Source organism: Rhodanobacter sp. FW021-MT20, from assembly GCF_041107475.1.
GTDB lineage: Bacteria > Pseudomonadota > Gammaproteobacteria > Xanthomonadales > Rhodanobacteraceae > Rhodanobacter_A > Rhodanobacter_A glycinis.
This window is the reverse complement of the sequence record NZ_JBGBPX010000024.1, coordinates 19,062-43,739: the sequence shown is the minus strand read 5'-3', so window position 1 is coordinate 43,739 and position 24,678 is coordinate 19,062. Positions and strand designations below refer to the sequence as shown.

Annotated in this window: 21 protein-coding genes; 9 read left to right on the top strand and 12 right to left on the bottom strand. The window is 64.9% G+C overall.

Annotated elements, in window-relative coordinates:
• Positions 1-15: 15 nt before the first annotated feature.
• Positions 16-2,280, top strand: a complete 2,265-nt coding sequence (locus AB7849_RS17925; RefSeq protein WP_369501483.1) for a beta-glucosidase — start codon at positions 16-18, stop codon at positions 2,278-2,280.
• A gap of 150 nt (positions 2,281-2,430) precedes the next feature.
• On the opposite strand, the gene AB7849_RS17920 is transcribed toward AB7849_RS17925, so the two are convergent.
• The 5 genes from AB7849_RS17920 to AB7849_RS17900 all read right to left on the bottom strand — a co-directional run bounded on the left by AB7849_RS17920 (position 2,431) and on the right by AB7849_RS17900 (position 5,272).
• On the bottom strand, positions 2,431-2,835 hold the full coding sequence (locus AB7849_RS17920; RefSeq protein WP_008213162.1) for a DUF1801 domain-containing protein: 405 nt from the start codon (positions 2,833-2,835) through the stop codon (positions 2,431-2,433).
• A 66-nt stretch (positions 2,836-2,901) separates the two neighbouring features.
• Positions 2,902-3,312 (bottom strand): VOC family protein, encoded by a 411-nt coding sequence (locus tag AB7849_RS17915; RefSeq protein WP_008213163.1) that lies wholly within the window; start codon positions 3,310-3,312, stop codon positions 2,902-2,904.
• Positions 3,313-3,341: 29 nt separating this feature from the next.
• Positions 3,342-3,791, bottom strand: coding sequence for a helix-turn-helix transcriptional regulator (locus tag AB7849_RS17910; RefSeq protein ID WP_008213165.1), 450 nt, complete (start codon positions 3,789-3,791; stop codon positions 3,342-3,344).
• Between the two features lie 59 nt (positions 3,792-3,850).
• Entirely contained in the window at positions 3,851-4,252 is a 402-nt protein-coding gene (locus AB7849_RS17905) for a VOC family protein (protein WP_037100636.1), read from the bottom strand.
• 141 nt (positions 4,253-4,393) lie between these two features.
• Complete coding sequence (locus AB7849_RS17900; protein WP_008213168.1) at positions 4,394-5,272, bottom strand: NmrA/HSCARG family protein; 879 nt, start codon at positions 5,270-5,272, stop codon at positions 4,394-4,396.
• A gap of 111 nt (positions 5,273-5,383) precedes the next feature.
• Here AB7849_RS17900 and AB7849_RS17895 point away from each other — a divergent pair, with 111 nt between their 5' ends.
• The gene (locus AB7849_RS17895) at positions 5,384-6,280 is read left to right on the top strand and encodes a LysR family transcriptional regulator (protein WP_369501482.1); all 897 of its coding nucleotides are present in this window, start codon (positions 5,384-5,386) and stop codon (positions 6,278-6,280) included.
• 69 nt (positions 6,281-6,349) lie between these two features.
• On the opposite strand, the gene AB7849_RS17890 is transcribed toward AB7849_RS17895, so the two are convergent.
• The gene (locus AB7849_RS17890) at positions 6,350-6,886 is read right to left on the bottom strand and encodes a carboxymuconolactone decarboxylase family protein (protein WP_008216731.1); all 537 of its coding nucleotides are present in this window, start codon (positions 6,884-6,886) and stop codon (positions 6,350-6,352) included.
• A 135-nt stretch (positions 6,887-7,021) separates the two neighbouring features.
• Here AB7849_RS17890 and AB7849_RS17885 point away from each other — a divergent pair, with 135 nt between their 5' ends.
• Both AB7849_RS17885 and AB7849_RS17880 read left to right on the top strand, forming a co-directional pair.
• Entirely contained in the window at positions 7,022-7,948 is a 927-nt protein-coding gene (locus tag AB7849_RS17885) for a cupin domain-containing protein (protein WP_008216733.1), read from the top strand.
• 268 nt (positions 7,949-8,216) lie between these two features.
• Complete coding sequence (locus AB7849_RS17880; protein ID WP_157618226.1) at positions 8,217-11,072, top strand: sensor domain-containing protein; 2,856 nt, start codon at positions 8,217-8,219, stop codon at positions 11,070-11,072.
• 36 nt (positions 11,073-11,108) lie between these two features.
• On the opposite strand, the gene AB7849_RS17875 is transcribed toward AB7849_RS17880, so the two are convergent.
• Positions 11,109-11,624, bottom strand: coding sequence for a hypothetical protein (locus AB7849_RS17875; RefSeq protein ID WP_369501481.1), 516 nt, complete (start codon positions 11,622-11,624; stop codon positions 11,109-11,111).
• Positions 11,625-12,120: 496 nt separating this feature from the next.
• Here AB7849_RS17875 and AB7849_RS17870 point away from each other — a divergent pair, with 496 nt between their 5' ends.
• The 4 genes from AB7849_RS17870 (at position 12,121) to AB7849_RS17855 (ending at position 16,298) form a co-directional block, all read left to right on the top strand.
• Positions 12,121-13,323 (top strand): MFS transporter, encoded by a 1,203-nt coding sequence (locus AB7849_RS17870; protein WP_050984397.1) that lies wholly within the window; start codon positions 12,121-12,123, stop codon positions 13,321-13,323.
• A gap of 128 nt (positions 13,324-13,451) precedes the next feature.
• Positions 13,452-14,840 carry a chloride channel protein gene (locus AB7849_RS17865; protein WP_008216741.1) on the top strand — a complete coding sequence of 463 codons (1,389 nt, stop codon included), beginning with the start codon at positions 13,452-13,454 and terminating at the stop codon, positions 14,838-14,840.
• Positions 14,841-14,999: 159 nt separating this feature from the next.
• Positions 15,000-15,584 (top strand): peroxiredoxin, encoded by a 585-nt coding sequence (locus AB7849_RS17860; protein ID WP_037102552.1) that lies wholly within the window; start codon positions 15,000-15,002, stop codon positions 15,582-15,584.
• A 90-nt stretch (positions 15,585-15,674) separates the two neighbouring features.
• A complete protein-coding gene (locus AB7849_RS17855) occupies positions 15,675-16,298 on the top strand; it encodes a glutathione S-transferase family protein (protein ID WP_008216745.1) in 624 nt (207 codons plus the stop codon).
• Positions 16,299-16,392: 94 nt separating this feature from the next.
• Here AB7849_RS17855 and AB7849_RS17850 read toward each other — a convergent pair whose 3' ends face one another.
• Both AB7849_RS17850 and AB7849_RS17845 read right to left on the bottom strand, forming a co-directional pair.
• Positions 16,393-17,439: an MDR family NADP-dependent oxidoreductase gene (locus tag AB7849_RS17850; RefSeq protein WP_008216748.1), complete on the bottom strand. Its 1,047-nt coding sequence runs from the start codon at positions 17,437-17,439 to the stop codon at positions 16,393-16,395.
• Between the two features lie 127 nt (positions 17,440-17,566).
• Positions 17,567-18,289, bottom strand: a complete 723-nt coding sequence (locus AB7849_RS17845; protein ID WP_008216750.1) for an SDR family oxidoreductase — start codon at positions 18,287-18,289, stop codon at positions 17,567-17,569.
• 218 nt (positions 18,290-18,507) lie between these two features.
• Here AB7849_RS17845 and AB7849_RS17840 point away from each other — a divergent pair, with 218 nt between their 5' ends.
• A complete protein-coding gene (locus AB7849_RS17840; RefSeq protein ID WP_157618227.1) occupies positions 18,508-18,669 on the top strand; it encodes a hypothetical protein in 162 nt (53 codons plus the stop codon).
• A gap of 26 nt (positions 18,670-18,695) precedes the next feature.
• Here AB7849_RS17840 and AB7849_RS17835 read toward each other — a convergent pair whose 3' ends face one another.
• The 3 genes from AB7849_RS17835 to AB7849_RS17825 all read right to left on the bottom strand — a co-directional run bounded on the left by AB7849_RS17835 (position 18,696) and on the right by AB7849_RS17825 (position 24,530).
• Entirely contained in the window at positions 18,696-20,228 is a 1,533-nt protein-coding gene (locus AB7849_RS17835) for a glycoside hydrolase family 30 protein (protein ID WP_008216753.1), read from the bottom strand.
• Between the two features lie 252 nt (positions 20,229-20,480).
• Positions 20,481-23,441 carry a TonB-dependent receptor gene (locus AB7849_RS17830; protein ID WP_369501480.1) on the bottom strand — a complete coding sequence of 987 codons (2,961 nt, stop codon included), beginning with the start codon at positions 23,439-23,441 and terminating at the stop codon, positions 20,481-20,483.
• Between the two features lie 249 nt (positions 23,442-23,690).
• Positions 23,691-24,530 carry an endonuclease/exonuclease/phosphatase family protein gene (locus AB7849_RS17825; protein ID WP_369501479.1) on the bottom strand — a complete coding sequence of 280 codons (840 nt, stop codon included), beginning with the start codon at positions 24,528-24,530 and terminating at the stop codon, positions 23,691-23,693.
• Positions 24,531-24,678 lie beyond the last annotated feature (148 nt).

Here is a 24,678-nt window from a genome sequence, read left to right as displayed (position 1 = left end):
ACGAGGAAAAATGTCATGACCTTTCGCAAGACTCCCGTAGCCGCCTTCATCGGCATGGCGTTGCTGACCTGTTTCGGGGCAAGCGCCGCAAGCTCTGCGAGCAAGCCGGCGCGACCATGGCTGAACACCCACCTGTCGCCCGACCAGCGCGCCTCGCTGGTGGTGAAGGCGATGACCCAGGACGAGAAGTTCCAGCTGATCGATGTCCAGTTCGGCGACACCGAGAACGGTCACGTGATGTCGCCCGGCGCGTTGGCGTCCGCGGGTTACGATCCGGCGATCAAGCGACTGGGCCTGCCGGCGCTGCAGGAAAGCGATGCCGGCTTGGGCGTGGCCAAGCCGCACAAGCTGGGTGCCACCGCGCTGCCATCCGGCCTGGCGACCGCGGCCAGCTTCGATCCCGCGCTGGCCTACGCCGGCGGCGCGATGATCGGCAGCGAAGCGCACCACCGCGGCTTCAACGTGATGCTGGCCGGTGGCGCCGACCTGGTGCGCGATCCGCGCAACGGTCGCAACTTCGAATACGCCGGCGAGGATCCCTTGCTCACCGGCCTGATCGTCGGCCATGCGATCGCCGGCATCCAGAGCCAGCACGTTGTCTCCACCATCAAGCATTACGCCTTCAATGATCTGGAAACGGCACGCACCACGTTCAGTGCCGACATCAATCCGACCGCCGCGCGCGAATCGGACCTGCTCGCCTTCGAGATCGCCATCGAGACCGGGCATCCTGGTTCGGTGATGTGCTCCTACAACCGCGTCAACTCGGTCTACGCCTGCGAGAACGACTGGTTGCTCGACAAGGTGCTGAAGCGCGACTGGCACTACCCCGGCTACGTGATGTCGGACTGGGGCGCGGTGCACAGTGCGGCCAAGTCCGCACTGGCCGGGCTGGACCAGGAATCGGCCGGCGAGACCTTCGACAAGGAGGTGTACTTCGGCAAGCCGCTGCGTGCCGCCGTGGCCTCCGGCGAGGTGCCGCAGTCGCGCATCGACGACATGGCGCACCGCATCCTGCGCAGCCTGTTCGCGAGCGGGGTGATCGACCACCCGGCCGAACAGGCGCCGATCGATTTCGCCGCCGACCGCAAGGTGGCGCAGCACGTCGAGGAAGCGGGCGCGGTGCTGCTGCGCAACCAGGACGCATTGTTGCCGCTGTCGGGCGCGCAATCGGTGGCCGTCATCGGCGGCCACGCCGACAAGGGCGTACTGACCGGCGGTGGCTCCTCGGCGGTGCAGTCACCCGAAGGCAATGCCGTGCCGGGCCTGGCGCCCACCGCATGGCCGGGGCCGCGCATCTACCAGCCTTCTGCACCGTTGACCGCGATCCGGCAACGCGCCCATGGCAAGGTGAGCTACGCCAGCGGCGAGGACATTGCCGCCGCCGCGAAACTGGCCGCGCAGGCCAAGGTGGCGGTGGTGTTCGTCGAGCAATGGTCGGCGGAAAGCTTCGACACGCCGCACCTGACCCTGCCCGGCAACCAGGACGCGTTGGTCGCCGCCGTGGCCAGGGCCAACCCGCACACCATCGTCGTGCTGGAAAACAACGGCCCGGTCGCGATGCCGTGGCTGGACCAGGTTGGCGCGGTGCTGGAAGCGTGGTATCCCGGCGCGGGCGGCGGCGAGGCCATCGCACGGCTGCTGTACGGCGAAGTCGATCCCGCCGGGCGCCTGCCGGTGTCCTGGCCGCGCGACGAAGCGCAGTTGCCGCGCCCGCAGATCCCCGGTGCAGGCCTGGCCTCCATCGGCCTGATACCGCAAGGCCAGCCGGCCGAGCAGGTGGACTACAACATCGAAGGCGCGAACGTCGGCTACCGCTGGTACCAGCACAAGGGCATCCAGCCACTGTTCCCGTTCGGCTACGGCCTGGGCTATACGCACTTCGCCTACAGCGACTTCAAGCCGCGTATCGACCATGGCCGCGTGGTGGCCTCGTTCACGGTGACCAACCGCGGCAAGCGCGCTGGCGTGGACGTACCGCAGTTGTATGCCACCCTGCCCGGCAGCGACCAGGTACGGCGGCTGGCGGGATGGTGCCGGGTCAGCCTGAAGCCGGGGCAGTCCGCACATCTCGAAGTCACCGCCGACCCTCGCCTGCTGGTGAACTTCGACGCGTCAGGGCAACAATGGCAGCGTCCGGCCGGCAGCTACCAACTGCAACTGGGGCACTCTGCAACTTCTTTCCAAGGCCAGGGCTCCGTGACGCTGCCAAAGGCCAGCTGGCCCGCGGACGCACCGCCGAAGGGTGCATCGCAAAGCTGCCTAGCCAGTCGGAGTTAACCTCGCTGTCGTAGGAGCGCACCCTGTGCGCGAAAAGCTTCTGGTCCCGATGAAGCACCAGAGCATTCGCGCACAGGGTGCGCTCCTACGCGACGGTACGATCGCCCCCGGTCATCGATCGCGATCGAGCGTCTAGCACTCGCCTTGCGATCAACGCGCGGCGGATGTATTCAATGCCGCCGCCGCGCGAATCAGTGCGATCAGTGCCTTGTCATCGATTTTGTCGCCTTCGTGGAAATCGATGGCCCGCCGAGTGTTGCCGTCGAGGCTGGCATTGAAGAGATTCGCGGGATCGTCCAGCGCGGCGCCCTTGGCAAACGTCATCTTCACGGCGGTCTTGTAGCTCTCGCCGGTGCAGATCATGCCGTCGCGATACCACACCGGAACGCCACGCCATTTCCATTCCTCGACCACGTCGGGAATCGCCTGCCTGATCAGCTTGCGGACATGCGCCAGCGTCTCGCCGCGCCAGTCGCCCAGATCCTTGATCCGCGCATCGATCAGCCGGGACGGCGTATTACTGGCCGATCCATCCTTTGCGTCGATTTTCTTCATGCTCGCAGTCGCCTCCGGGTGATGGTCATTGATTCAGCAGGTGCAAGTGCCTGCGGCGCGAACGCATCAGTGCCGCTGCTGTACGCGCAGCAGATTGCCGGCGGGATCGCGCACGGCACAGTCGCGCACGCCGTACGGCTGTTCGGTCGGCTCCTCGACGATCTCGGCGCCGCTGGCCTGGATCCGCTTGAATGCCGCATCCAGGTCTGCGGTGGCCAGCAACATCATCGCGAAGGTGTCCTTGGCCATCATCTCGGCGATGGTGCGCTGCTCGTCCTCGGTCACGCCGGGGCTGGCGTTCGGCGGGTACAGCACGATGGACGTGCCGGGCTGGTCGGCCGGGCCGACGGTAATCCAGCGCATGCCGTTGTAGCCGACATCCTTGCGCACCTCGAAACCGAGAGTGTCGCGGTAGAACGCCAGCGAGGCGTCCGGATCGGTGTGCGGGAGAAAGCTCGAGTGAATGCTGATATCCATCGTGGTCCTGCTCGCTGTGACGGGAGCCATCATGCTAGATCCGGTTCGGGATCCGGCGCTTCTCGATTCCTGATCGGTCGCGTCACCTGTCGCGCCACGCACGACGGCATGCCTGCGGTCGTGGCCGCTGCCTCGCGTCGATAGGCACTGGGCGACATGCCCACCAGCTCACTGAAGCGCGTGCTGAACGTGCCCAGCGATGCGCAGCCCACCGTGAAGCAGACCTCGGTGACACTGAGATCTCCCCGCCGCAGCAAGGCCATCGCACGCTCGATCCGCCGCGTCATCAGGTAGCTGTAGGGCGACTCACCGAAAGCGCGCTTGAACTGGCGACTGAGATGCCCGGCCGACATGTGCACGCCACGCGCCAGCGCCGCCACATCCAGTGGCTGCGCGTAGTCCCGGTCGATCCGGTCGCGCACGCGGCGCAACCGTGCCAGGTCGCGCAAATGCTGCGTGGTGGCGGGCTTGCCGGTCATGCCGCGATCGTCCCATGCCGCATCAGCATGCTCAAGCGCAACCAGGGCGAAAACTTCGGCTATCGGTCGAACTTGCTGATCGCTGCGGGCGTGACCGGCGTGAAAAAGTTGACCAGGTTGCCATCGGGGTCACGGAACAGCAGCGAGCGGTTTCCCCATGGCATGGTGGTCGGTGGCTGGACCAGGCTGGCACCGATCACCTGGGCCAGCTTTGCGTACTCGGCATCGACGTCGTCGACGCGGAATTCGATGATGGCGGTGTGGTTGTCCGCCGCGCGTGCCACATCGCCACCGAACAGCTGCAGCGTGCGCGTGCTGCCGATCGCCAACGTGCACGCCGGCGTCGCCAACTCGCCGAAGTCCTCGGTGTACATCGTCACCGGAATACCGGTGATGTGCTCGTAAAAACCGACCAGACGCTGGATGTCATCGGTGATGATGCGGATCGAGACGAAATTCATGCTGCTTTCCTTCAAGGGGCGGTTGCCCGGCACGGCACTGTTGTACACGGGGACTGCTGACAGCCTGTTGTCAGCAGCCTTCCGCATCGCCATGGTCGACTCAGGCTGAAATGCCCCTGCAACCGGCAGCGACTTGCCCGATCAGGACGGCTGCCACGCCTTCGCCCATTCCTCGGCCAGGTCCCGATAACGACGCAGCGGATGGCCGAGCAGACCGGCAAGCGTGTCGGCTGCATGCGGCTTGCCGAGCATGCCGTCGGTGTGGAACCGCGCCAGCATCAGGCGGATGTCATGGGCCGACCAGGACGGCATGAAGTTGGCCAGCATCCCTTCGTAAGCATCCAGGTCGTTGCCGGCATGGGTCACCGGCTTGCCGAGCACGCCGGACCAGATCGTGGCCAGTGCATCACTGGTCAGCGCTTCCGGACCGGTGATCTCGATCACCTCGCGCGGCAGTGGCATCTTTGCCCGCGCCCGGCGCAGCAGCGAGGCCACCGCGATCTCCGCGATATCGCGCACATCGACCATGGCCACCCCGGCCTCGCCAAGCGGCATGCCGTAGCGACCCTGCGTCAGCAACCCGTCCTTCTGCATGACGTCGTTCTGCATGAAATAGGACGGCCGCAGCACGGTCACCGGCAGGTCGAGCTGCTCGATCATCCGCTCCACCGTGTACTTGCCGGTGAAATGCGGCACATCGGTGAAGCGCTCGCTGTTGAGCACCGACAGGTAGACGATGCGCTGGATACCGGCCTCGCGCGCCAGCGCCAGCGTACCGATCGCCTGGGTCACTTCGTCGGCGGCCACGGCATTGAGCAGGAACAGCGTATCGACGTTCTTCAACGCCGCGCGCATCGAGGCGATGTCGGTCATGTCGCCCTTGACGGCAAGGACGCCCTCGGGGAATGCGGCCTTGCCCGGGTCGCGCGTCAACGCGTGGACATGGGCGCCCTGGGCAAGCAGCCCGCGGACAACCAGGCTGCCGATCGTGCCGGTGCTGCCGGTAACGAGGATGTTCATGGGGTATCTCCTTCAGTGGGTGGGTGGTGATGGACGGCCCCATCCTGATGTTTCATCAATCGCCCCGATAGCCGCATAATCTGGACATCTTGTCTCACTGTTGGAACACCCATGGATCTGCTCGCCCTGGCCGATTTCAACGACGTGGCCCGCCATGGCGGCGTGGGCCGCGCCGCACGCCTCACCGGCCGCCCCAAGGCCACGCTGTCGCGCCGCGTCCGCCAGTTGGAGGACGCGCTCGGTGTGCGCCTGTTCGAACGTGGCGGCCATGAGCTGCGCCTTACCGCGGAAGGCCGTGCCTTGCATGAGCAGACCCAGTCGCTGCTGGAACACATCGATGAAGTGGGCGACACCTTGCGCCAGGGCACCACCACACCACGCGGCCGGCTGCGCATCAGCGCCCCGGTGCTGTTCGGCCAGCGCGGGCTGGGCCGCATCGCGGCGGACTACGCGCTGGCCTATCCGCAGGTGCAATTGGAAGTCATCACCGAAGACCGTTTCGTCCATCCGGTGGAAGACGACTTCGACCTGATCATCCGCGCCAACCCGGATCCTTCGACCGATTTGTCCGGCCGCTGCTTCCTGCGCGATACGCAGGTGGTCGTGGCCGCGCCGTCCCTGCCCCGGCCCACGCGACAGCGTGACGTGGCCGTGCCGGTCATCACCCTGCCGCGCACAACGCCCGGCATCACATGGCAACTTGAACGCGCACGCAGCACGCTTCGCGTGACCACCCGCACCGTGCTGCGCCTGTCGTCGATGGCGATGATCCACGACGCGGTGCTCGCCGGCGTGGCCGCCGCGGCCGTGCCGCGCTCGTTGGTGCAGGCCGACATCGACGCCGGCCGGCTGCTCGACTGGGGCACGCTGGGCAGTCGCCCGATCGAAGTCTGGGCGCTGTATCCCTCGCGTCGCCACGTCAGCGCACGCGTATCGGCCTTCGTGCAACTGCTGGTGGATCGCTTCGAGCACGCCTCGCCCGCGGCCTTCAGCCGACTCGTTGGCTAGGAGCGGCAGACAAGACAAGGCACCGCGCCGGAACCGGGCCGTGTGGTCCCGGTTCCGTTCGTCCATGGCTCAGGCCACCTTGGGGAAATCCACCACGGTGTCGTTGATCCGGTTGACCATGTTGGTGAACAGGATGGCACTGACTACGAGCGGAATTTCCACCAGCTGACGATCGCTGAAGCCGACATCGCGCATCGCGTCCACGGCGGAGGCGTCGACGGTGCCGCGATCGCGCACCAGCCCAAGCACGAACTTCACCAGGGTGTCGATGCGCGCATCCGCGGCGAAACCACCTGCGCGTAGTTCACGCGCCTGCTCGTCGCTGTAGCCGGCCAGCTTGCCGGTGAAGGTATGCGCGGCCACACAGTAATCACAGCCCGTGGCTTCGCTGACCGAGAGGTTGATCGCCTCCTGCTCGCGCTTCGAAAGCGTGCTCTTGCCCAGCGTGGCGCCGGTCTGCAGGACGTTCGCCAACACGTTGGGGGCGTTGCTGCCGATGACGGCGTAGGCATTCGGCAGCTTGCCGACGTTGCGCTTGATGCTGGCGAACAGTTCGGCGGTTTCGCCTTCGGCCTGGTCGAGGGTAAGGGTATGCAGTCGGTTCATGAGGGTGACTCCGGTCGGGAAGGAAAGGGTCCGGCTTGCTTGCGCTGTTTCCGGTGGTGAGAATGCTAGCCACGGCGCCGCGCCCCGCTTGTCCCGGGCGTCTCGGTGTTGATCCCATTCGTCTCAGGCAACCCCATGGACAGTCTCGCTGCGCTGGTCACCTCGATGCGGCTGCGCGGAAGCGTCGACCTGCTGTGTCGCTTCGCCGGCATGTGGTCGGTGGACGAGGAAGCCAGGGAACCCGGCACGGTGCGCTATCACATGGTGCTGGAAGGCCACGCGCACCTCGAATCGGGGCGAACGCACATCGACCTTGCCGGTGGCGACCTGGTGCTGTTTCCCCATGGCGCGGCGCACACCCTGCGCAGCTCGGAGGGGCGAACCGCCGTTGCGTATCCGGTCACGCGGCAGGCGCAAGGCGAGCTGACCCGGGTCGACAGCCTGACCGAACAACACGACTACGACATGCTCTGCGGCAGCTTCGAACTGGGCCAGTCGCACTCGTTGCTGCTGCAGTCATTGCCCGAGGTCGTCCACGTGTCGACGCAAGGGCGCGATGATTGCGCGTGGCTGCTGGCCTTGATGCGACTGATGCGGCACGAAAGCGCGCAGCCGCTGGCCGGTGCGCCCGCCGTGATCGACGACCTGTCCCGCGCGATGTTCACCATCGTGTTGCGCATCCTGATGGAACAGGGCGCCTTCACGCACGGCTTGCTGGCTCTGTTGACCGATGCGCGGATGGCCCCCGCCATCGCCGCCGTCATCGATACCCCGGCCGAAGCCTGGACACTGGAACGCATGGCCGAACGAAGCCGCATGTCACGTGCCAGCTTCGCCCGGCACTTTGCGGAGCTGAGCGAGATGACGCCACTGGACCTGGTAACGTCGTTGCGCATGGAACAGGCGGCCCGCCTGCTGCGCGACACCCGGCGCTCCATCGAGTTGATCGGCGAGTCCTGCGGCTATGCCACGCACTCTGCCTTCGGCCGCGCCTTCAAGCGCCATTACGGTATGTCGCCGGCGGCCTGGCGGCGCGCGGGTGACGAGCCGAACCCATCCTGAGCGACCGCCCGGCCCTTGCCAAATCCAGGCAAGCCGGTGTCGCCCCGGGCTGGCGCCCCACCCCGGCACACGCCCTTCTCCATCGCCCGGAGCTGCAACAAAGTCCCGGTCAGAAGGTGCACACTAGTGCCGGGAATCGCCGGGGGGCGCCCACGGGACAGCATCGGAACGGCAGCGGCCACATGCAGTGGCCGGCCTGACATTCCGCCATGACTGGGATCCAATGTCGACTTGGGAGCGCATCGTGCCGGAGATGGAGTTTCAGCATATGTTCGAGCGCATCAGCGATGCCTGCATGGCGCTCGACCGCGACTGGCGCTACACCTATCTGAACGCAAATGCCCTGGCCCTGCTCGGCCAGCCAGGGCAAAACCTGCTCGGCCAAAGCCTCTGGGCCGACTTCCCCGAAGACACCCGGCAGCCATTCCGGCGTGCGTGCGAACAGGCCATGGAGCAGCAACGCCCGATCCAGATCGAGGCGTTCCACCCCACCTGGCAGCGCTGGTTCGAAAGCCGCATCCACCCGTCGGAAGACGGCGTGACGATCTACTTCCTCGACACCACCGAGCGCCGGAAAGTCGCGCAAGGCCTGTTGCGACAGCAGCAGATGATGGTGCAGGCGCAACAGCTGGCGCAGACCGGAAGCTGGGAATGGGACCTGCCAGACAACCGCGTCATCTGGTCGGCCGAGCTTTATCGCATCTACGGCGTGACGCCCGAGGAACACGACGCCACGTTCGAAGCGTACCTCGCGCTGCTGCATCCGCTGGATCGCGATCGCGTGCAGCAGATCATCACGCATGCCATCGACGACCAGGAACCATTCGAGTTCACGGAGCGCATCATTTGTCCCAACGGGACTGAGCGCACCTTGCTCAGCCGCGGCACCGTGGTGGCCGATGCCGAGGGGCATACGGTACGCATGCTGGGCGCCTGCCAGGACATCACCGAGCGCACGCGCGCCGAGCGCTTCGATATCGGCCAGCACGACATCCTCACTGCCATCGCCACGCAACAACCGCTGCGGCAAAACCTCGAAGCCATTGCGCGCCTGCATGAAACGCTCAACCCCGGCGCGATGTGCTCGCTGCTGCTGGTTGACGACGACAGCCGACACGTCCTGCACGCCGCCGGACCGAGCCTGCCGGAGGCCTACAACCGGGCCATTCACGGATTGGAAATCGGCATGGCGCACGGTTCATGCGGCACGGCTGCGTGGCGCGGCGAACGCGTCGTGGTCGCCGACATTGCCACCCATGCCTACTGGGCGGACTACAAGGACCTGGCACTGGAACACGGCCTCAAGGCGTGCTGGTCGACACCCGTCTACGGCAGCAACGGGCAATTGCTTGGCACGTTTGCGGTGTACTACCGCGAGATACGCGAGCCGCGACCGGACGAGCTTCGCAACATCGATCGCATGCTGCCGATCACCAGCATCGCCATCGAGAGCGACAAGCTGCTCGCACGCCTGCGCGAACGCAACCTGTTTTTCGAAATGTCGCAGGAAATATTCTGCATCATCAACACACGAAGCCGGCGAATCGTCCAGTTCAATCCGTCGTTTTCGCGTGCCACGGGTTACAGCGCCACCGAGTTGACGGCGCGCGACTACCGGGAATTCCTGCAGTCGGAACACGATTCGGATGATGGCGATCCGATGCACGCATCGACGATATCCACCGAGCAGGTCCGCGAGTTCGTCAACCGCTGCCGCTACAAGGACGGCAGCGTGCACTGGCTGGAGTGGATGGCCTTCGCCGCGCCGGACGGGTTGCTTTACGCGGTGGCGCGCGATGTCACCGAGCGACGCCAGGTGGCGGCGGAGCTGGCTTACGCCTCCAATCACGATGCCATCACCGGGCTGCCGTACCACTCGGCGGTGGAACACGTCCTTGCCACCCTGCTGCAGGACGAGGCCACGTCATCCGTATGGGTGCTGGTGCTGGGGCCGGATCGCTTCCAGGTGGTCAACGAATCCGTCGGCCATGCCGCCGGCGATGATGTTCTCAGGCAACTGGCCAGCCGGCTGCAGGCCGTGCTGGGCACGCAGGGGCGAATGGCCCGTTTTGCCGGCGACACATTCGTCGCCGTCGTACACGATCTTTCCCGGCCGGCCGTACTCGAACTGGCCGAACGACTGCGCGCCGCCGTGGCGCTGCCGGTCGAGGGAGACGACTACCGCCTGCTGCTGACCGCCAGCGTCGGCATCAGCCAATCGCCCGACCATGGCCGTGCCCCGACAGACCTGCTGCGCAATGCCGAGGCCGCGATGAACCAGGCCAAGCGCGAAGGGCGCGATCGTGTTTCCGAGTTCACCATCGAACAAATGCGCGCGCTCGACGAACGCCTGGTCCTCGGCCGTTATCTACGCGACGCGGTCCGCCGCGGCGAACTGGAGCTGTACTACCAGCCGCAGCACCGGGCGAGTGATCACGCCTTGACCGGTTTCGAAGCCCTGTTGCGCTGGAACAGCCCCGAGCTTGGCCTGGTCATGCCGAACCGCCTGGTTCCGGTGGCCGAAGCACTGGGCCTGATGCGTGAAATCGGCGAATGGGCGCTGGAGGCCGCGTGCAGGCAGATACGTGCCTGGATGGATCACGGTCATCGCGATTTCCATGTCGCCGTCAACATCTCCGCACAGCAACTGCAGAGTCCGGGGCTGGTCGACACGGTACGGGCCGCGCTGCAACGCCACGCCGTGCCGAACAGCATGCTCGACATCGAAATGACCGAGAACGCGTTGATGGAAAACGTCGGGCAGACCCGGCGCACGCTGGCTGAGCTGAAGGCATTGGGCACGCGGCTGGCGCTGGACGATTTCGGCACCGGCTACTCCAGCCTGGCCTACCTCAAGCAGTTCCCCATCGACAAGGTGAAGATCGACCAGAGCTTCGTGCGAGGCCTGCCCACTGATGCCGATGACGCAGTCATCGCCAAGACCATCATCGCGCTCGGTCACCAACTGCACATGACGGTGGCGGCTGAAGGCGTGGAGACTCCGGCACAAGCCGCGTTTCTCGCCCAACTGGGCTGCAACGAGCTGCAAGGCAACCACCTGGGTGCCGCACTTCCCGTCAGTCAGGCAGAGATTTGCTTTGGCAAACACGCTGCCGGGTCATGAGCGAGTCACCGCCGCCGACGATCCGGCTTGCCACGATCAATGCATCGTGCGCAGCGCCGAAAGCAGCAGCCCCACCACGGCGCTGCCACCCATGAACACGATCAACAGACGATAGGCATATGCCGGCCAGTCGCAACGGACGGCGCGGGTCGCATGCAGGAAGATGGCCAACGCCAGAGCGAACAACAGCGTTCCGAGCAACACCACCCACCACACCGACACGACCGTTCCGATGATGACGCCGGCATTGCCCGCATTGAACGCCAGCCATTCGAGGGTCACGACACGCACAGCGGGTGCACGCTGCAGCAGAAGTGCCTGGCCCACGCCGAGTACGGCCTGTATCACACCAACCACCAGCACCAGATAGGCCACGGCCCACATCACCGTGCGACTCGGTGCATGGGCCATCACGGCCGCCAGCACACCACCACCCACCACCGCCAGCGCAGCCATCGCCGCGAATGGCATCACCGTCCACGATGGCGGATTCGCATGCGCCGTTTCGCCGGATTTTGCAGCCTGACGCAAGAACCTGAGTGGGTTGGACATGCCCATGGGTTTGCTACCTCGTCGAATCGGATCACCCGGACGGATGCTCGCATCCCGCCCCGCAGCTTGCATCGCAGGCACGCTACAGCCAGCGCCGGCCATTGCGAATGACCTGGATCAGGCGTGTCGCCAGGGCAGCCATCAGACCGCCTCGCCACATACCCGCGACGATGCCATTGGCGTATCCTGATCGCTGTGCCTGATTCGGCCCCTGGACATTCGCAGCGTCCGGAACAACCGCGACGCATTTCATTCACGGGCAGGATCGACAGCGTGCAACCGATACCAGACGCAAGCCGGGGACTCCCCATCTCATGCTTCGCGCGCCAGCTCGCTCCAGCCCGTCGTCCACCGTATCCACCCGCCCCGACCGGTTCGCCACGACCGGCATGATCGGGTGATCCCTGCCGTACCGCCACGTCCCCACTGCATGAACGACACAGCCTCCAGCACTCAATCCCTGCTAAACGATCCCGAAGCGGGCGCCGTGCCGCCGATGGTCACGACGGCGCAAGCGGCCGGCAAATCGCCCACGCGCTATAGCGTGCTCGGTGCGGTCAGCTTCGTGCATGTCCTCAACGACATGATGCAGTCGGTGATCCTGGCGATCTATCCGCTGCTCAAGGGCGAGTTCAACCTGAGCTTTTTCCAGATCGGCGCGATCACCCTGACCTTCCAGTTGACTGCCTCGCTGCTGCAACCGGTGGTCGGCATGGTCACGGACAGGAAGTCGTTGCCGTATTCGCTGCCGATCGGCATGTGCTTCACCCTTTCCGGCCTGCTGCTGTTGTCGGTGGCGCCGAGCTATCCGCTGTTGCTGCTGGCGGTGGCGCTGATCGGTTGCGGCTCGTCGGTGTTCCACCCGGAGTCCGCGCGCGTGGCGCGCATGGCCTCGGGCGGACGATACGGATTCGCCCAGTCGGTGTTCCAGATCGGCGGCAACCTTGGCCAGGCGCTGGGTCCGTTGCTGGCCGCCGGCATTGTGCTGAAGTTCGGGCGCAGCCACGTCGGCTGGTTCGGCCTGGCGGCGGTGCTGGGAATCATCGTGCTGCTGCAGGTCAGCCGCTGGTACAGCCACCACATCAACGAGCGTGTCAGGAAACGCACGCACGCGGATCATCCGCCCTTTCCTGCGCCCGTCGTGCGTCGCACGATCGGCGTGTTGATGGTGCTGATGTTCTCGAAATTCTTTTACCTGGCCAGCATCAGCAGCTATTACGAGTTCTACCTGATGCACCGTTTCGGCTTGTCGATGGCGAGCGCGACCCGGCTGCTGGCGGTGTTCCTGATGGCCGTCGCGGCCGGCACCTTGATCGGCGGACCGATCGGCGACCGCATCGGCCGCAAGCAGGTGATCTGGTTTTCCATCCTCGGCATCGCCCCGTTCACCCTGCTGCTGCCGCACGTCGGCCTGACGTGGACGGTCGGACTCAGCGTGGTGATCGGCGTGGTGCTGGCCTCCGCGTTTCCGGCGATCATCGTGTATGCACAAGACATGATGCCGCATCGCATCGGCATGATCTCGGGCATGTTCTACGGCCTGTCGTTCGGCCTGGGTGGCCTGGGCGCCGCGGTGCTTGGCGTGGTGGCGGACCACTTCGGCATCGTGTTCGTGTACCAGGTTTGCGCGTTCCTGCCGCTGCTGGGGTTGCTCGCGGTGTTCCTGCCGAATGTGCATCCGCCCGGGCACGGGGCGTAAACCGGTCGCTGCCCGCCGGCGCGCCGTCCCGGAAAGCCACCCGACGCCCCATGGCGGGCGGTTTTCCGCGAACTCCGGCAGCTTGATACAATGGGCGGTCCACTTTCCCATATCAGGCCCTTCAGCGCATGCGCGGCTCCCACCTAACCGAACCGCTGGTGATGCTGGCAACCGTGCTGCAGTGGCTGGTATTGGCAACCCTCACCGGCATCCTGGTGGGCACGGGTTGCAGCCTGTTCCTGCGCATCCTATTCGCGACCGCCGGACATACCTACACCGCGCCGCTGTGGCTGCAGATGGCCGTGCTGCCGGTCGGTGGCCTGCTGAACGGCCTGCTGCTGTATTACGGCAAGCGGCAGAACCGTACCGGGCTCAAGGATTCGGTGATCATTGCGGTCAACGACCAGAACGGCAAATTGCCGTGGAAGACGCTGTGGATCAAACCCGTCGCCACGCTGATCACGCTGGGCTGCGGCGGTTCGGCCGGCAAGGAAGGTCCCTGCTCGCACCTGGGCGCCAGCATCGCCGCCGGTCTCGGTGAACTGCTGCACCTCAACTCCGAATTGCGCCGGCGTCTGGTGGCCTGCGGCGTCAGCGCGGGTTTCGCCAGCGTGTTCGGCACGCCCATCGCGGGCGCCATCTATGGCGTCGAGATGCTGGCCATCGGTCGCATCCGCCACAACTTCCTGTTCCCCGCCATCGTCGCCGGCGTGACCTCGTATGAAGTCAGCCGCTTCTGGGGTGTGCCCTATCCGAAGATCAATGTCTCCTTCGTCGGCGACTTCACCGAGCTGCTGTTCCTGAAGACCGTGATGATCGGCATCCTGTGCGGCGTGGTGGCCTGGATATTCATCGAATTGCTGCACGGCATGCGACGCCAGTTCACCCGCCTGCGCGAGCGCTTCGGGATCTGGCCACCGCTGATGCCGTGCATTGGCGGCGTGATTCTGGCCCTGTTGATCGTGGTGATTCCCAACCAGTACATGGGCCTGAGCCTGCCGCTGATGGATAACGCGCTGCAGGGTCAGCCGATGCCTTATCTCGGCTTCCTGTGGAAGGCGCTGCTGGTTGCGATCACGCTGGGCTCGGGATTCTACGGCGGCCTGATCACCGAACAGTTCGTGATGGGCGCGGTCGCCGGCGGCGCCTTTGCGCACCTGTTCGGACTGTCACCGGCACTGGGCGCGGCGGTGGGACTGGTCTCGGTCGTGGCGGCCGCCTCCAATACGCCGATTGCGGCGATCCTGATGGGCGTCGAATTGCTCGGTGGCGACAGCACGTTGTATGTCGCCGGTGCCTCCATTGCTGCCTACCTCATCGTCGGCCACCGCAGCGTCTATCCCGAGCAGCAGATCGCCGCCACCAAGACCTCGTGGATGACCGCTCGCGCCGACGTGCTGGTCAGCCAGGAAAAGGTCCGCCTGTCCGGCGAACTGCTGCGCTGGTGGCACGAACGCCGGCACCCTGGCACGCCGTATACCGCGGACCCGACCGATCCGCCCGAGGACCGGCTGTAGTTCGCAAGGCTTGCAGCCGCGCCGCAAAAACCCGCGATGTTCCGGGGCAAACTTCATCCTATGCTTGCTGTCAGTTTGTCCGCACGGCTGAAGGCATCCATGTCCGTCGTCGTGACGTATATGGAAGTGCGGCACCTCTGCCCCGCCAAGGAACTGTCCATGAAGCTTTCGACCAGACTGACCATCGTCGCCGCAGTGGCTGCCATCGCCCTTGCACCACCTGCCTTCGCGGCGCTCAAGGTGGGCACCCAGGCCCCCGACTTCACCGCGCCGGCCTACCTCGCCGGGCAACCGTTCACCTTCAACCTTACTGCCGCCTTGAAAAAGGGCCCGGTGGTGGTCTATTTCTTTCCCGCGCCACACACCAGCGGCTGCAATATCGAGGCGCATCTTTTCTCGCAGGCCATCGACCAGTTCAAGGCGCTGCACGCTACCGTGATCGGCGTCAGCGCGGGCCATCTTTCGCAACTGGCGGCGTTCTCGAAAGAAGCCGATCACTGCAGCGGCAAGTTCCCGGTGGCCGCCGACAAGGGCGCGAAGATTGCCAAGGCCTACGACGCCACCTTGTTCTTCCGCCCCGGCTGGTCGAACCGGACCTCGTACGTGATCGCCCCGTCCGGAAAAATCGCGTTCGTCTATTCCAGCCTCAGCCCGACCAAGCATGTGCAAGAAACGCTGGATGCCGTGAAGGCGCTGGAGAAATCGCAGGCGGCACGCCCACATGCGGCGTCGAAACAACCCTGAGCAGTTGCCACGGCATCACCACGTGTCGATTCCACGACACGCCATTCGTCGTCTCCCCGGACCACCCACAACCATCCGAGGAGACGCCACATGAAGCTGTACTGGTCGGACGTACTGTCGCCACGCAAGGCCTGCGCGGTGGCGAAATACCTGCAATCACCGGTGGAATATGCCTATCTCGACCTTGGCCGGGGCGAGCACAAGACCACGGATTATCTCGCGCTCAATCCCAACGGCAAGGTGCCGACGCTGGTGGACGGCTCGCTCGTGTTGTGGGAAGCCGATGCCATCATGTGCCATCTGGCCGCGCGCAGCGATTCGGAGCTGTGGCCGCAGGACGGGCGCCAGATCGAGGTGATCCGCTGGCTCAGCTGGAACACGCAGCACTTCACCAGGCACGGCGGTACGCTGTATTTCGAGTACATCATCAGGGCACGCTTCGGCATGGGTATTCCCGACCCGAACGAAGTAGAGCAGGCCACGAAGGAATGGCGTCGCTTCGCCAAGGTGTTGGACCAGCACCTGCGTGACCGCCGCTGGCTGGTCGGCGATACGCTGACCGTGGCCGATTTCGCGGTGGCCGTGACGCTGCCCTACGCGGAGCGCGCGCACATTCCGTTGGCCGAATTCCCCGCCATCGAACGCTGGCACGAACGCCTGAACGAGCTGGACGCCTGGCGCGAACCCTTTCCCGAGCTGGTGACGGCCGACTGATCGGGGAAGGACGAACGCCAGAACGGCCGCACGACAGTGTCAGCGTCATGCCCGGCACCTTCCCGGCCTGCGCCGGGAAACCCGGGCGCCTGTTTCAGGCCGCCGCGTCGAGGCGAACCACCGCCCGGCCGGTCGTCGCCCCCGCGAGCAAGCTGGAAAAGGCGCGCGGCAATGCGTCGATACCCTCGAACACGGTCGAGCGGACCACCACTTCGTCACGGCTGAGCCAGCCGCGCATGCTCGCCTCGAAATCGGCGCGGGCCGATTCGTGTTCCAGCACCGTGAAGCCGGTCATGCAAAGCCGGCGCTTGATGAAAAGATGCAGATTGCGCGGCCCGTGGGCATCGGGTTGCGCGTAATCCGAAACCATGCCGCACAGCACGATGCGACCATGCTCGCCCATCGCCGCGATCGCCGCTTCCAGTTGTTCGCCGCCGACGTTGTCGTAACAGAGCGACAGCCCCTCGGGAGCGAATTCCGCCAGCGCCTCGGCCACCGCGGTGGCCTTGTAATTGAACGCCGCGGACAGCTTCAGCTCATCGCGCAGATACGCCAGTTTTTCCGCACTGCCGGTGCTGCCGATCACGCGGGCCCCGCGCAAGCGTGCGATCTGGGCGGCATAGCTGCCCACGCCACCCGCGGCCGCCGACACATATACGCTGTCCTTCGCGCCCACCTTCCCCACTTCCACCATGCCCACATAGGCGGTGAACGCCGTATGCCCGAGTGCCGTCAGATACATTTCCGGCGGCGTCTTCGCACCCACATCCACCCGCCGCAACTTGCTCGCCTGCACCACGTCACGCGTACGCCAAGGGGCGATATGCACCACCCAGTCACCGGGTTTGAAATCCGCCGTCGTGGATTCCAGCACCTGCGCCACCGCATCGCTTTGCGGTACGTCGCCCACGCCCAGCTGCCCGGCGTAACTGTGGGTTGCCGCGGCCTTGTTGCCGTCGTGTGCTCCGGCACGTCCGATGCGCGAACGCATGCCGGCGTTGACGCCGAAACACACGTTCCGCAGCCGCACGGCGCCGGCCGGCAGAACGGCCGGCACGCTGGCGTCGAAGCAGCCGAAATGTTCAGGCGTGATGTTGCCCTCCGGCAGCTTCACCAGGCGGATTTCGGATACGGATGTCATGCGTGTTCTCCTGCGCTTCTACCGCCGTATGGACGTGCATGCCGACTCGCGCGGGGAGCCGTGGATGCATCGAAGGCACTCTGAGGCGGCGCGACGGTTTCCGGCAAGCTCGCGCTACGGCAATGCCTCAGACCAGCATGCGCCCGCCATCGACGATCAACACCTGCCCGGTGGTGTAGCTGCCTCGCATCAGATACAGGAAGGCTTGCGCCACCTCGGCCGGTTCGGCGGCACGGGGCAACGGCTGGCGCTCGGTCATCTGGCGGATCATCTCTGCCGGCAATGCCGCCAGGCGTTCGGTCAACACCGGCCCCGGACACACCGCGTTGACCCGGATCGGCGCCAGATCCACCGCCAGGCCCCGCACCAGATGTTCCGCCGCGCCGGAAAAGGCCGTAGCCAACGGGACGCCCTTCCTCGGCAAGTGAGCCAACAGTCCGTCGGTAAGCGTGATCGAGCCGTGCGCCGACAAGCGCGGCTGGGCATGCTTGATCGCCCTCAGCGCGCCCCAGAAGCGAACCTGCAGGCCCTCGCCCGCCGCGTCGATATCCAGTTGCGCCAGCGGGGTCGGCGCGAAGCCGCCCGGTTCGCCCGCCGTGAATACCAGATGGTCGAAACTTTCCTGCGCGGCAAAGAAGGCCGCGACACTGGCCTCGTCATGGACGTCCAGCACCGCACCCGATGCCCCCGCACCCAGCCGCTGTACCGCGGCGTCCACGTTGACCTGGCTGCTCGAACCGATCACGACGGGCGCGCCCTCGGCCAGCGCGCCTTCGGCCACGGCATAGCCCATGCCGGAACTGCCGCCGATGATGATGACGGTTTGATCGCGCAATGTGCATGCGGGCATGGGAGCGGACTCCAGGGTTCGGGGATGGGATAGACGCCCCATGATAATCCCCCAACCGTGCGCTACCTGTTCAAGCCGGCATCTCTCATTCGCGCCGAAGATATCGACAACCGCCCCATCATCGCCCGTCGTCGCCTTGCACTGTCGTGCACACAACCATGATGTCGTGTTTACCCTCATCGTCGCATGGTGCAGGTGCCCAACCCGAGTGAGCGCACATGAAACCCAAAGACCCGCACCAGGCAACACATGGCAGCAACGACGCCAGGCAGGAGCAGGCGGCCGTCGCCTCGCGCGATTACGCCAGGCAGCGCGAGGCCGGCGTCAAGGAAACCGAGGCCAAGGTGAAAAAGCAGAAGCAGAAGGACTCGGACAAGTAGCCGCAGGCGCACGCGCCCGCCGCCGGCTATCTGGCCACACTTGCCGCCGGAGCCGGCGCGTCCGGCGCCCCCGGCGACCACTCGAATGTCGCGACGCTGTTCGCCGGCAGGTCGTACTGGAAGCGGACATCGCCCTGTTCGACCGACAGCCGGGTCGCCTTCGCGTTGCCGTTGACGGCCACCAGCACCACCGACCCATGGTCCGGGTTCTGGAAGGCCACCTGGTGGACGCCCGTCTGTGTGTTGCCGGATTTCACGCGCACTGCGCCGGGCAACACGAAACGACTGAAATGGGCGAAGGCGTAATACTCGTCATTGCGGCTGATCTCGCCGGTTTGCGCGTCGACCGTGACCACGCCCTTGCATTGATCGCAACCGCCGGCATGCGGGCCATGGTCTTCGTCCAGCACCAGGTTCCAGTACACCGCGCCACGCGCCCAGTTCTTGATCGACATCATCAGGATGTTGCGCGCGAACAACAGCAACTCGCCATTTTTTGCCGATGGCCAGTCGCCGCCCGAACATTCGGTGAGATAGGCGTCCTTGCCGGGATAGGCCCGGTGCACCGTGGTTTGCGCACTCGGATCGCCGGCATAGCAGTGCCAGGCGATCCCGGCGACATACCGGTTGGCGGTCGGATCCGCCAGCACGCTCAGGGGCTGGTTCGGGGCATCCCAGTTGTGATCCCAGCCCAGGATCAGCGTTTTCGGCTTGCGCGCGGCCAATGCCGGTCCGAGATACTGGCCGATGATCCGTGCGCGCGCGTCTGCCGTCAGCTCCATGCCCGGATAGGTCAAGGGTTCGAAGGCCGGTTCGTTCTGCAAGGTCAACGCGAAAATCGGGATGCCGTATCCCTTGAACGCATCGAGGAAGTGCACGAGATAGGCCGCATAGTTCGGCTCGTATTGCTCAAGCAAGCTGCCGCTGATCAGGTTTGCACTGGTCTTCATCCAGGCCGGCGCGCTCCATGGCGAGGCGATGATGCGCAGCCCGGGATGGATCGCCAGGATGTCCTGCAACACCGGAATCACGTTGCGCTGGGCCACGGCCACGTTGAAATGCTGCAAGCCGGGGTCGGTCTGACCCGCCGGCATGTCGTCCAGGGTGTAATGCTGCAGCGAGAAATCCGACGCACCGATGGTGATGCGCAGCATGTTGAAGTCGAGGCCGGGCGGCGGCCCGAACATTTCATGCAGCAACGCAGCGCGCTGCAAGGCGCTCATCTTGTTGCGGATCAGCCATGCCGACGAATCGGTCAGTGCCGCGCCGAAGCCGGTCATCGTCTGGTAGGTGTGGGCCAGGTCGATGACCACATCGGCCGTGCCTGTATCGGCACCGCGTTCTTCGGCCATGACATCGGGTTGTTGCGCAAGGCGCAGGCGTCGGTCCGCCGTGCTCAACCACACCTGGACCATCACGCCAGTGGCTGGCAGCACTTCGCCCGTCGTGTTCGCAAACGGTTCCGGGCGCGGCCAATGCACTGCCGACACGGCCAACAGCGTCAGCAGGGCTACCGACGAAACCGCCGCCCAGCGGCCAATCCCCCGGGTTTCACCCATGACCGGCGCACTTGCCGCGGCCCACGGCCTCGTGCGCCCGCACCACTTTCGCGGTCATCGTGCAACGGTCTCAGGGCATGCCGTATCCGCGCCGCTGCCGGCATTCCCAGGCTGGTCCCGGCCAAGCCCGTCCAGCGGGCATCGATCATCTGAAATCATCATTCGAATCATCAACTTGTGCGCACACCACGCACGGCCATCACAAGGCAGCGGCACACGGCACGAAGGCCGTGTGCCGGGTACCCGGTCAGCCTACAACTTGTAGTTGATGCCGAACAGGACGGTACGCCCCCACGTGTCGTATTCCAGCGGCCGGGTCAGCGGCACGTTGTTGGGCAGGGTGGATACCTGCACGGTCGAATCCGAGGAATTGGTGAGGTTGTTCACCTGCAGCAGCAGCGACAGCCCCTTCCAGCGGCCCTCGCTAAACGCGTAGCCCAGTTGCAAATCGGTTTGCCGGTTGGCCTGGATCTGGGTGTAGCCGAGCTGGTCGAACAAGGCCACCGCTTCGCCGGTAAACGACGAGCGATAGCGCTCGGCCACGCGGATCGAGAAACCGTAACGTTCGTAGAACAACGCCAGGTTCGCCACCTTGCGCGACAACCCTGGCAAGGTCTTCGGCCCGCCGGGAACGGACGAGATGGAGCTCAGCGGAATGGAACTATGGGTCAGCGAGAAGTTGGCCTGCGCGCCAAAGCCTTGCAGCGCGGACGTGAGCAGGCCGCCTTCGATGGCACCGGACAATTCCAGGCCATCCATTTTGCCGCCGGTGCCGTTTTCCGGCGTGGTGAACGAGCCCTTGTTGCTGGTCGGAATCAAGGTGGGCGTGTCGTTGGTGTAGTTCGAGAAATCGTAGTCGAGCACGGTCTTGTTGTAGATGTAGTTGAGCAGGTTCTTGTGGAACGCCGCCACTGCCACATAACTGGCGTTGCCGAAATACTTCTCCCACGACAGGTCGGTACCCACCGCCACGTACGGCCGCAGTTGCGGGTTGCCGCCGCTGCCCGACCACAGGATCTGGCCGGCACCGGGGCCCGTGGTGATCTGCGACACGCCGGCAGACGTGGCCACCTTTTCGTCATCGATGCGGCCGCGCGCCATGGTCTTGGCCAGGCCAAAACGCAGGTACTGCCGGTGACCGATCTCGGCCACCAGGTTCAGGCTGGGCAACACGTTGTTGTACGAGGCACCGCCGGTGATCTTGCCGACCAGCGCATTGCCATTGGTCTGCAAGGCCTGCGACGACTGGTTGGTGTGCACGAATTGCACGCCCACGTTGCCGCGCAGCGGAACATCACCCAGGTGCGTGTCGATGTTGAACTTGACGTATCCCAGCGGCACTTTTTCTTCGACGGTGTAGTTGCGGCTCCAGTCACCCTGCCCGTTCTTCTGCACCAGGTAGAACTGGTCGCCATACAGCGCACCGAGCACGTTGTAGTTGACGATGCCGGGAATGCCACCGTAGCCCAGCGATGTCGTTCCGCGCAGCAGCGACGGGTCGATCGGCGCGCTGAAATGGCTCTGGTACGTATCCGCCGTGGAGCCATTGCCGTTCAAGTAAGCGAAGAAGACATCGGCATGTTTGGTCTTGGTACGGTCCGACCAGGCCACGCCGACATCCACGTTGCTGAAGATCCAGCCAACGGGATGGCTGACCTGCAGGCGCAGCGCATGAATGGTGTCGTCCTGGCGATCGAACTCTTCGCGCCCGTCGTAACCGTAGCCGGGCGGGTTGCTCCAGGGACTTCCCGGATCGGTGAACACCATCGTGCCGGGGTCGCCCAGGTCCACCCCGGGCCTGAAGTCCGGATAGCCAAACCCGCTCGGCGTGTTGAAGTCGACGCTGGTGAAGGCGCCATCCGCCAGCCCGCTGAACAGATAGGCATCGTGCAGTTTCACCCGCGCGCTGGATGAGGACAGGTCCGCCATCAGCGTCCAGTCGCCCACGTACAGCTTGTTGTTCCAGCCGATCGAGTAGAGCTTGTCGTGCTCCTTGGTGTACTCGTTCTGCAGGATCGGCGCGACGCCGAGGATGGTGCCGGACGTGACGATCGGCAACGGCTGGCCGGGCGAGGTCTGCACGTTGTCGTAGCCGACGTGGTCGTACGGGCTGCTCGACCACTGCGCCCCGTTGGTGTACTTGCGCTTGCTGAAGGTGGAGTAATACATGTCCAGCTTCGAGTAATAGACGTCGTTCGGCGCCCACTCCAGCACCGCCATCAGGCCATTGCGTTTCTGCGTTTGCGATTGCGCGCGCAGTTGCATGCCTTCCTGCGAAATCACGTTGTCCGGCATGCCCGGCGTGTGCGGGCCGCCCCAGTTCTGGTCGATGCCGGCGCTGCCGTTGTCGGCACTCCACCACCACGCCTGGTACTGCTTCTCCTGGATCGGCTGGTCGACCATGGCGAAGCCCACCGCCACGCCCAGCGTGTGGTCGAGGAACTGATCGACATACGAGATGCTGGCGCGATGGCCACTGGTGCCCGTGCCGGTGCCCGGGTTCAACGAGCCGTTGCTGTTGTGCGCGCCGCGCAGGTTGAACACCAGCGTCCGCCTGGACAAGTCCAGTGGATTGATCGTATGCAGATCCACCGTGCCGGACAGGCCCTGCCCGACCAGGCTGGCATCCGGCGTCTTGTAGATGGTCACGCCGTTGATCAGCTCGGCCGGGTACTGGTCGTATTCCACGCCACGGTTCTCGCCGACCGTCGCCTGCTCGCGCCCGTCCAGCGTGGTGCCGGCAAAGTCGGGCGACAGGCCACGAATGGAAATGGCGTTGGCCTGGCCATCGGCACGTTGCGTGGCCAGACCGGGCACACGCGCCAGGCTGTCGGCGATGCTGACGTCGGGCAACTTGCCGATATCTTCGGCGGAGATCGCCTCGACGATGTCGTTGGCGTCCTCCTTGGTCTTCATCGAGCTTTCGATGCTGCCGCTGATCCCGGTCACCACCACGCGACTCAGGTCGGTGACCGGGGCCTTGGGCTTCTTCTTGTCACTCTGGCTCTTGTCGTCTGTGGCTGTCTTGCCGACGACTGGCGAAGTCGAGGTGGCCTTGGGCGTCGTCTGTTGCGGACTGGCCGACTCCTGCGCTGCGGCAGGCGCGGCACTTGCGATGGCGAACAGTGCGACCGCGCACGCGGCGGCCAGCGGACGGAGATGATGAAAACGGACGGGCGCCATAGCGCCATGCAACACACAACGATCGTTCATGAAGGCCTCCCTTTTGCCCCTGATTTGGCATATCCCCTGATGCCCGAAACCGATCTTGCGCCAGCCCACCATCCTCGAATGGGGACGGGTTCACTTTCCGTACCACCAGTCGGCGCACGCGCCCTGGATCGTCTCCCGTGTCAGAGAGCGTTCATGATGTTCACGCATTGCCGCACCCTCGCGTCGCACAGTGGCGACACGGGAGCACGCGTTGCATGGGGAGGATGAAAAGAGGTTGGCAGCCCGGCGCTACAAGCCGAGCTCGGCGACCACCGGGAAGTGGTCGGAAGGATAATGCGCGCCCTCGTGCGTGGTGACGGTATGCACGGAGAGCACCTTGAAGCCGCGGCTCAGGATCCAGTCGATGCGCTGGTCGGGGATGCCGGTGAAGTTGTGGAACGTTTTCTCCGGACCGGAGTGCGAAGCGGCCGCCATCCACGCATCGTGCAAGTTCTGCACAAGTCTGGCGTGTACCGGAGTATCAGGGCCCGCATTGAAATCGCCCGCGAGAATCACCTTCGCCCCGGCAGGCAATGTGCCGATCCGTTGCAGGATCTCGTTGGCACTGAGCATGCGCGCGTGCATATCCTCGGGCCGGTACGGGAAATGCGTATTGAAATAATCGAACGTGCCACCGCCATCACGCAGGCGAAAGTGCGCCCAGGTCACCATGCGCGGATACGGCTGCCCCCAGGTTTTGCTTCCCGGTACCGTCGGTGTGTCGGAAAGCCAGAAATCACCCGAGCGAATCACTTGCAGGCGCGCCGTGCGATAGAACACGCCCATGTGTTCGCCCTTGGTGCCGCCATCCCGGCCCTGCCCGAACCACGCGTAACCCGGCAGATGCGCGGCCAGGTATTCACCCTGCTCTTCGGTCAGCTCCTGCGTGCCGAGCACATCCGGATGCGCCGCCTCGATCACCTTCACCATCAAGTCGCGCCGGTTCACCCAGGCATTCATGCCGGTATCCACCGGCACGCGCACGTTGAAGGTCATGACCCGCAGCGGCGCCTCGGCCGCCACACTCGTGCCGGCCACGCCCAATCCGAGCACACAGGCAACGACCGAAAACCAACGGCGCAGATTCATCAGAAGTCTCCGAGCATGACGTCATGTCGAAAGCTTGAGACTAGCGCGAAAAAGCGTCGTGAAACCAATGCCGATACTCGGCAATGAAACGTTGTGACGAAACACAGGCACTTGGTTCCGCCCTCAGCCTCGCAAGCGGGCTGGAAGC